Below are 6,579 nucleotides of genomic sequence, written 5' to 3'. Positions count from 1 at the left end.
CTATAAAATTTCCTTCGTGTCTAGTTTAATAACTCCTTAAAATTGTTTTTTAGTAATTCATATACTTTCTCTACATCATAATTTTTAATATGGGATAGCTCTTGTACAATTTCATCTATAAATTGTACTTTATAATCTTTATTTATTCCCCTAGTAAAAGGTCCGTCACTTTCAATTAATATTCGCTCCTCTGGTAACCGGCTAATTATTTCTCTACCATTTTTACTTCTCACCATCTCTTGATTAATTGAAAAATAGTAACCGTATTGAATAGCTCTTTGTAATTGTTTCAAACCACCAGTAAACCAATGCAAAATAATTTTCCCGTTAAAATTCACTCCTATTATATCTATAATCGTCTCGGCAGCGTTTCTAGAGTGAATCGTTAATATCTTCCCACCTATTTTATTACAAATCTTAACCGTCTCTGTAAACACTTGAATTTGTAATTCTTTTGAATTTAGATTGTTCTTACTGAAATCTAATCCTATCTCCCCTATGTATCTACTTTTTTTTATTGTTTCATAAAAAAGCGGAATTTGCTCTGAAAATTGTTGAATTAGCTCTGGATGAAACCCTACTGCAAAGCGTATATACTTACTTTTGGGAAATGTTTTCATCGCTCTTTCATATAAAATAGGTAGGTTAGTAACTGCAATCGTGTATGATTTAAAGTTATTTATATACTCTATAATTTCATAAGTATTTTTATATAAATCTAAATGCAAATGTGTATCATGATAAAACTTCTTCATTATACTCCTCCAATAAAGAGCTAAGTTCTTCCATACCTCTATTATAAACACCTATAAATTGTTCTATATTTGTTTCAATAGGTCCTGAATTTTGTATTTTCAAGAATACATACTTTTTATTGTGTTTTTTAATGCCTATATTGTAAGAATTAAGATTAGTTTTTGCCGTAGGACCACTGGTAAAGTCTCTATCTCTATATCTGCTCCCATCCTCAATTTCTGCCTTTAATATTGATGCTCTCCGTATAACACAAGGTAAACAATATCCACAATGATTTCCACGTTTTAAATAAAATCTCGATTTGCCAACGTAAAGAATACCAATCATGCACTTGTCCCATAGGTACAATATCTGTAGGCGTATTTGTCATATATACATTAAACAAGGTAAACAAAATGATTTCCACGTTTTAAATAAAATCTCGATTTGCCAACGTAAAGAATACCAATCATGCACTTGTCCCATAGGTACAATATCTGTAGGCGTATTTGTCATATATACATTGATACCGCTAAGTCGTTTACTACGAGCAGAATACTTCATTCCTTTCTTTTTTCTCTTACAGTTTGATCGTGTAACCTTTTTTGTTATTGTTCTTTTGTTAGTCGATGAACAATCACACGAGTTGGGACTTTATCAGTCATTCCTACATAAGCGTTGGATATTTCGCATGTTTGTCCTAGCTGAAGTGAGTTCATTAAAACCTCCATATCTATCTGGATATACTCTGTACCTTTCTTAATTCTGCCATCTTGAAAATAATTAGGTTTAGGATTTTTTTGATAAATACGTGTATTCGATTTGATACGTGAGATATAGTAAGCCTTTTTATCTTGTATATGTTGAAGATCTTTCAAATGAAAATAGCCTAAATCTCGGATACATAAATCATTCGTTGTTACAGTTGGGACACACAGGGAACCGTAGGTTCGATCATGTTGTTTACCTGGATCTGTATGAATATGAAGGAATTGTCCACTTAATAAATCATACTCAAGCTGAATCTTTACTCCTGCTGTATGGCTGCATCCTCCTGCGCCCGGATAAACGAATGAAAAGGGATCTAGGAGTTGAAATGCAGTTGAATCTAAAATACGGATACGCTTGAAAACAGAAGTATATGGAGACGAAATCTGTATAGATGAGGTCAATTTTCGGCTTAGTAGTTCAGCTAGTATGTGTTGTAAAAATTGAACGGCTGCTTTATTAAATCGTTGGTTCAGTCCCTCGGGACTGATGAGTACTTCTGTCGAGGCTTCTAAACAGCTAGATAACTGAGTTAAAGACGTCGTAGCGATATTTTGGTTCATCCATACACATAAAGCGACTAAATCTTTTGCTTGGTACTTACTGGTTCGTTGTACGAAACCAACATCTCTAGCAAGATTCCGTAAGGTATTTGGAGATAAAAAACGTTGAATCTCTTGAGCAAATAGTTGTAATTCATCAGACACAGAAACAGACATAAAAAACGCCATCCTTTCCTATGATTCTACAGAAAGAATATCGTATTTTTTCTTTTTATGGATACATTTTTTAGCTCGATGGCGATGTAGTGTTACCTTAAATATAATTATTTTATTTGAAGGTCTCTTTTAAATTTTTATCAAATCTTTTCATAGGTTGATATACAAGGACGTGCAGTGATAAACCTATCACTGCAGTAATGTTTAAAATAATACTTATAATCATTAAAGACCCTTCTATAACTGGAGAAAAGTATCCGTTCGTGCTTAATGTAGAAGAACTTATACCTAGTATTAAAATCACTATTAGTAAAGGTAAGTTTTTAACCAATTTGAATCCCCCTTTAAATATAGTATCTTTATATTATAATATCACACTTAATTATGTAATTAATATAAGATAATTATCTATGAGAATTTAACATATTTTCTCTTTTTGGGGGTGACCTACTTCTTTAGCTTGATAGCGATGGGGTAGCACCAACAAAACGCGAATTTCGTACGCTAAGCAATTTTTTACGTAGAAAAAGCTGCTTTCCTGTAAGCTAAGGGGGAAAAAGTTTTTTACTATTAATTTGTGTGTAATGGTCGAAAGAAGATTATAGAAAAGAGCGGCTGAAAGGTTATAGGTATGAGTTGAAGTTGTTGTAAAGCATCTTCATACATTCTCCACTGACTAACGTGACCTAATTGATACTACGAAATACAAAAACATCCTGCATGTTTGAACCATGCAGGATGTTTTCTAGTCTTTGTTTTTCATAATGTAAGAAACCAGACGAAGGATCTCTAGGTATAACCATACTAATGTCATCATAAGTCCTACTGCGCTGTACCATTCCATATACTTTGGTGCTCCACTATGAGTACCATGTTCAATTGAATCAAAATCTAGTAATAAATCGAATGCAGCAACAACAATTACAATTGCACTTATGATAATACTAATTGTCCCACCTTGATGAATATATGGAACAGTCACCCCTAAGATGCTCAATAAGAAAACAATAAAATACATAATAAAAATTCCAAGTGTTGCAACCGTTACAACCGCACGAAACTTTTTAGTTACTTTTACTATTCGAGTTGCGTATAACACTAACATGGAAAATAAAATCGAAATTGTTAGTAATACGGCAGTTAAAGCGATAGAATCACCAAAGCGCATTGTATAATATGCTGAAATACTTCCTAATAAAACCCCTTGTAATATTACGTAAATCGGTGCGCAAATTGGGGATATGCACGGAATGAATATAACCACAAAAGCGACAATTAGAGTAACTATTATAATTCCAATTAACACGGGTATTTTCATTGTCCCTTGTGTCATCTGTACGTAGGAATAGACAGACGCTCCAAGAAGTAAGATAAGCAAAATGAATGTTTTTCCTATCGTTCCACCTATTGTCATCGTAGAAGCACTTGTCTTCTCTTCATGGAATTTGTCTTTTTTTAACATTGGATTAGATGTTCTCATGCTTTCCTCCCAAAATATCTTTTACTTATAAAGTGATTTTTTATATCTCTAATTTCTTATTGATAATGCGACCTGTAATCGCTACGAGTACAATTATTAACAAGCAAGTAAAACATAGACCCAAAATAGTGAAATCTTCAATAGGGTAAAATGATGTATCAAAAAAATCATTCTTATCCATGAACCCAGAACTTTTAATAGTAACTGCATATTTCTCTAATTTACTTAACACATTCATTACTATTGTTTGTATTGTTGAAAAGATAGCAACGAAAATGATGAATAAAATTATTTTACTCATCCATGACTTCACTGGAAACAGCCTTATAATGGCTATGATAAAATAACAAGAAATAAGGATACTCATGAAATCGATTCCCCATAAAAGAAAAGCAAATATGTGGTGGAAGATTCCGTAACTATACAACTTGTGATATTCTTGTCGAAATTCTCCGGTTACTTCCCCACCATAAAGACTCGGATTATAATCAATTACTTTTCCATCATAAAGACTTTGTGAAAAATAATATGAAAAAATTAAGCCTATACCTAATAAAATAATAAACATTAATGTAAAAAATAATAAATTCGTATATATATATTTTCGGGTTGGGAAGGCTGTATAACGAATCATAGAATTTTTTAATATTTTATTGAAAGAAGGCAGCGCTATTAGAAGAAGTAAAAATGCAGCTATACCAATTATTATTAGGTATATGAGTAATACTAAATCCTTTATAAACGGAGGTAGTACCCTTGAGAGTCCTATCGTACTAAATAAAAGGAGTAAAGAAATGATAATAAAACCAGAATAAAAGACTGCTATTTTTTTTCTATTGCACTTATATAAATAGAGAAAAAGTGGGTTCATTGCTCAAATACCTCCCTAAATAACTCATGTACTGCTTTCCCGTGATGAAAACGAATTTCCTCTACGTTTTCATGTAATATAATAGTTCCGTCTTTTAAAAAGATTACTTCATCAAATATATTTTCGATTTCTTCTATTAAATGAGTTGAAATGAGAATGGTACAATCTTCTCGGTAAAATTTAAGAATTAAATCTAGTACATGTTTTCTAGAAACAAGATCAATTCCACCCAATGGCTCATCTAATATATATAACTTTGCCTTCCTGGAGAAAGTTAAGATAAGTTGTAATTTTTCCACTTCACCTTTTGATAAAGCAACTATATGCTCTTCTAATGGCATTTTAAACTCAGCTATTAAGTCCATTGCTTGATGAAAATCAAAATCACTATAAAAATCCCGATAGAAAACTACAGCATCTTTTATCGTCATCCACTCGTCAAAAACAGGACTATCAGGCATAAATGAAACAGTTTTCTTTGTTTCTATTCCTACCTTCTGACCTTCAATTGTGACAGTTCCTTTAGAAGGATAACGCAAACCAGCAATCATTTTTAATAATGTCGTTTTTCCGCTACCATTATCACCAACAAGACCAATAATTTTCCCTTCAGAAATTGTTACACTTAAACCTTGAAGCACTGTTTTTAAGTTATATCTTTTCCACAGATTTTCAACTTTTAATAACTCTGTCATTCGTTTTCCTTCCTTTTCTTTTCTAATGAAGAATGGAGGATTGGAAGAATTTCTTCTTTCGTAAATCCTAAATTGTCCATTCCATTTATAAAATTATCAAGCAACTCTGTTGCCATTTCTTTGCGTAGTTCAGTAATCTTTTCTCCTTCACTCGTTACAAATCTCCCTGTTCCTCTTCGTGTCACAGCAATACCTTCTCGTTCTAGCTCTTGAAATGTGCGTTGAATCGTATTGGGATTCACTTGTAATTCACTGGCTAGTTCACGTACAGCTGGGATTTTATCACCCGGTGCTAAACGACCTGTTACAATTTCCTCTTTTATGTATTCCATTACCTGAATATAAATCGGGATATTAGGAGAAAAATCAATTTCCATTTCTTCCCTCCTCAGTATTAGTGTACTAGATGAATAATACACTAATACTGATTGTGTGTAAATGGTAATTTTTCCAAACTATATATAATAAATAAAGGATGATATCTGAAAGAAATACGGCCAAAAACCAGTTCTTAAACTCATTACTAAAAACAAAATCCCATAACAAACATTAAATGTCGTTTATGGAAATTTGTTAACGTACGGTAAAACCCAGGTTTTTAACTTAGAAATTCCTTAGCATACGAAGTTCGCGTTTAGTTGGCGCGACCTCATTATTAACTCGTCTATTAATTTAAATGTAGCTCTGTTAATCTCGAAATACACTTTCAACTTACCAACTCTGAATTTTATTTTCATCTGCCTCACTCTCTTTTTTGATTTGATAAATCATTTTAGTTAATCGGACACGTGAATATAATTCTTAAGCTGTTCGACTGGTTTTTATGTAAAAGTAGCAATTGTTCATAATAACCAAAATAACAGTGTTTTGAATGTATCCTTTTTTGGATATTTATTCGAAATATGAAGAAATGTTATAAACACAGTGATTGAAAGAAAGTAAACTTTTGGGTAAAAGTTTACTTTCTTTTTATTGTATTATTATTGGCTAAGTAGTTTAGAGTTTCTTGTCCTATGTTCAAAAAGTTTAGACTTTCATGTCCCGTTATTGAGACATGAAAGTACCTAAAAAATTTATGATAATGGTTATTTATCAACGATTGTTCATGAGATTGTAGTTTAGATTTTCATGTCTTTCTACAGTTGTAGAAAGACATGAAAATGGATATTTTTTAGACACGAAAGTAGATACTTCTTGAATATCTTTCGTTACTAATATAAATTCCAAATGAATTTTCACTTCACATTTAATTAGGTTTTGCTGAAATGCAAAAAAAGAGAGCAAAACTCTCTTTTCATTTAATCAATATTA

At 31.8% G+C, this 6,579-nt stretch carries 7 protein-coding genes and 2 pseudogenes; all 9 read right to left on the bottom strand.

From position 1 onward, the window contains the following. Nucleotides 1-20: 20 nt before the first annotated feature. The gene (qatD, locus tag DN403_RS28130; protein ID WP_016077353.1) at nucleotides 21-755 is read right to left on the bottom strand and encodes a Qat anti-phage system TatD family nuclease QatD; all 735 of its coding nucleotides are present in this window, start codon (nucleotides 753-755) and stop codon (nucleotides 21-23) included. Continuing rightward, a complete protein-coding gene (locus tag DN403_RS32030; RefSeq protein ID WP_000579401.1) occupies nucleotides 736-1,083 on the bottom strand; it encodes a hypothetical protein in 348 nt (115 codons plus the stop codon). Before DN403_RS32030 ends, qatD begins: the two co-directional genes overlap by 20 nt. Further along, nucleotides 1,058-1,126, bottom strand: a pseudogene (locus DN403_RS32440) (hypothetical protein); the annotation flags it as partial. The pseudogene DN403_RS32440 and the gene DN403_RS32030, both read right to left, overlap by 26 nt. 23 nt (nucleotides 1,127-1,149) lie before the next feature. Continuing rightward, nucleotides 1,150-2,222 (bottom strand): annotated as a pseudogene (locus tag DN403_RS28120) (IS4 family transposase); the annotation flags it as partial. Between the two features lie 112 nt (nucleotides 2,223-2,334). Then, nucleotides 2,335-2,553 (bottom strand): hypothetical protein, encoded by a 219-nt coding sequence (locus DN403_RS28115; protein ID WP_000240382.1) that lies wholly within the window; start codon nucleotides 2,551-2,553, stop codon nucleotides 2,335-2,337. A 414-nt stretch (nucleotides 2,554-2,967) separates the two neighbouring features. Continuing rightward, entirely contained in the window at nucleotides 2,968-3,702 is a 735-nt protein-coding gene (locus DN403_RS28110) for a Bax inhibitor-1/YccA family protein (RefSeq protein WP_016077352.1), read from the bottom strand. A gap of 40 nt (nucleotides 3,703-3,742) precedes the next feature. Continuing rightward, nucleotides 3,743-4,573 carry a hypothetical protein gene (locus DN403_RS28105; RefSeq protein ID WP_016077351.1) on the bottom strand — a complete coding sequence of 277 codons (831 nt, stop codon included), beginning with the start codon at nucleotides 4,571-4,573 and terminating at the stop codon, nucleotides 3,743-3,745. Beyond that, on the bottom strand, nucleotides 4,570-5,268 hold the full coding sequence (locus DN403_RS28100; RefSeq protein WP_000137767.1) for an ABC transporter ATP-binding protein: 699 nt from the start codon (nucleotides 5,266-5,268) through the stop codon (nucleotides 4,570-4,572). Before DN403_RS28100 ends, DN403_RS28105 begins: the two co-directional genes overlap by 4 nt. Then, nucleotides 5,265-5,645: a GntR family transcriptional regulator gene (locus DN403_RS28095; RefSeq protein WP_000401819.1), complete on the bottom strand. Its 381-nt coding sequence runs from the start codon at nucleotides 5,643-5,645 to the stop codon at nucleotides 5,265-5,267. Before DN403_RS28095 ends, DN403_RS28100 begins: the two co-directional genes overlap by 4 nt. Nucleotides 5,646-6,579: the final 934 nt, after the last annotated feature.

Source organism: Bacillus sp. AY2-1, assembly GCF_008368965.1.
Classification (GTDB): domain Bacteria; phylum Bacillota; class Bacilli; order Bacillales; family Bacillaceae_G; genus Bacillus_A; species Bacillus_A thuringiensis_S.
Note: the sequence above shows the minus strand (reverse complement) of the source record. Positions and strands in the feature narration are given on the sequence as shown.

What these genes read in the sequence shown, in the direction of transcription:
- qatD (WP_016077353.1), bottom strand. Translation starts at nt 755, where the DNA reads ATGAAGAAGTTTTATCATGATACACATTTGCATTTAGATTTATATAAA.
- DN403_RS32030 (WP_000579401.1), bottom strand. Translation starts at nt 1,083, where the DNA reads ATGATTGGTATTCTTTACGTTGGCAAATCGAGATTTTATTTAAAACGT.
- DN403_RS28110 (WP_016077352.1), bottom strand. Translation starts at nt 3,702, where the DNA reads ATGAGAACATCTAATCCAATGTTAAAAAAAGACAAATTCCATGAAGAG.
- DN403_RS28105 (WP_016077351.1), bottom strand. Translation starts at nt 4,573, where the DNA reads ATGAACCCACTTTTTCTCTATTTATATAAGTGCAATAGAAAAAAAATA.
- DN403_RS28100 (WP_000137767.1), bottom strand. Translation starts at nt 5,268, where the DNA reads ATGACAGAGTTATTAAAAGTTGAAAATCTGTGGAAAAGATATAACTTA.
- DN403_RS28095 (WP_000401819.1), bottom strand. Translation starts at nt 5,645, where the DNA reads ATGGAAATTGATTTTTCTCCTAATATCCCGATTTATATTCAGGTAATG.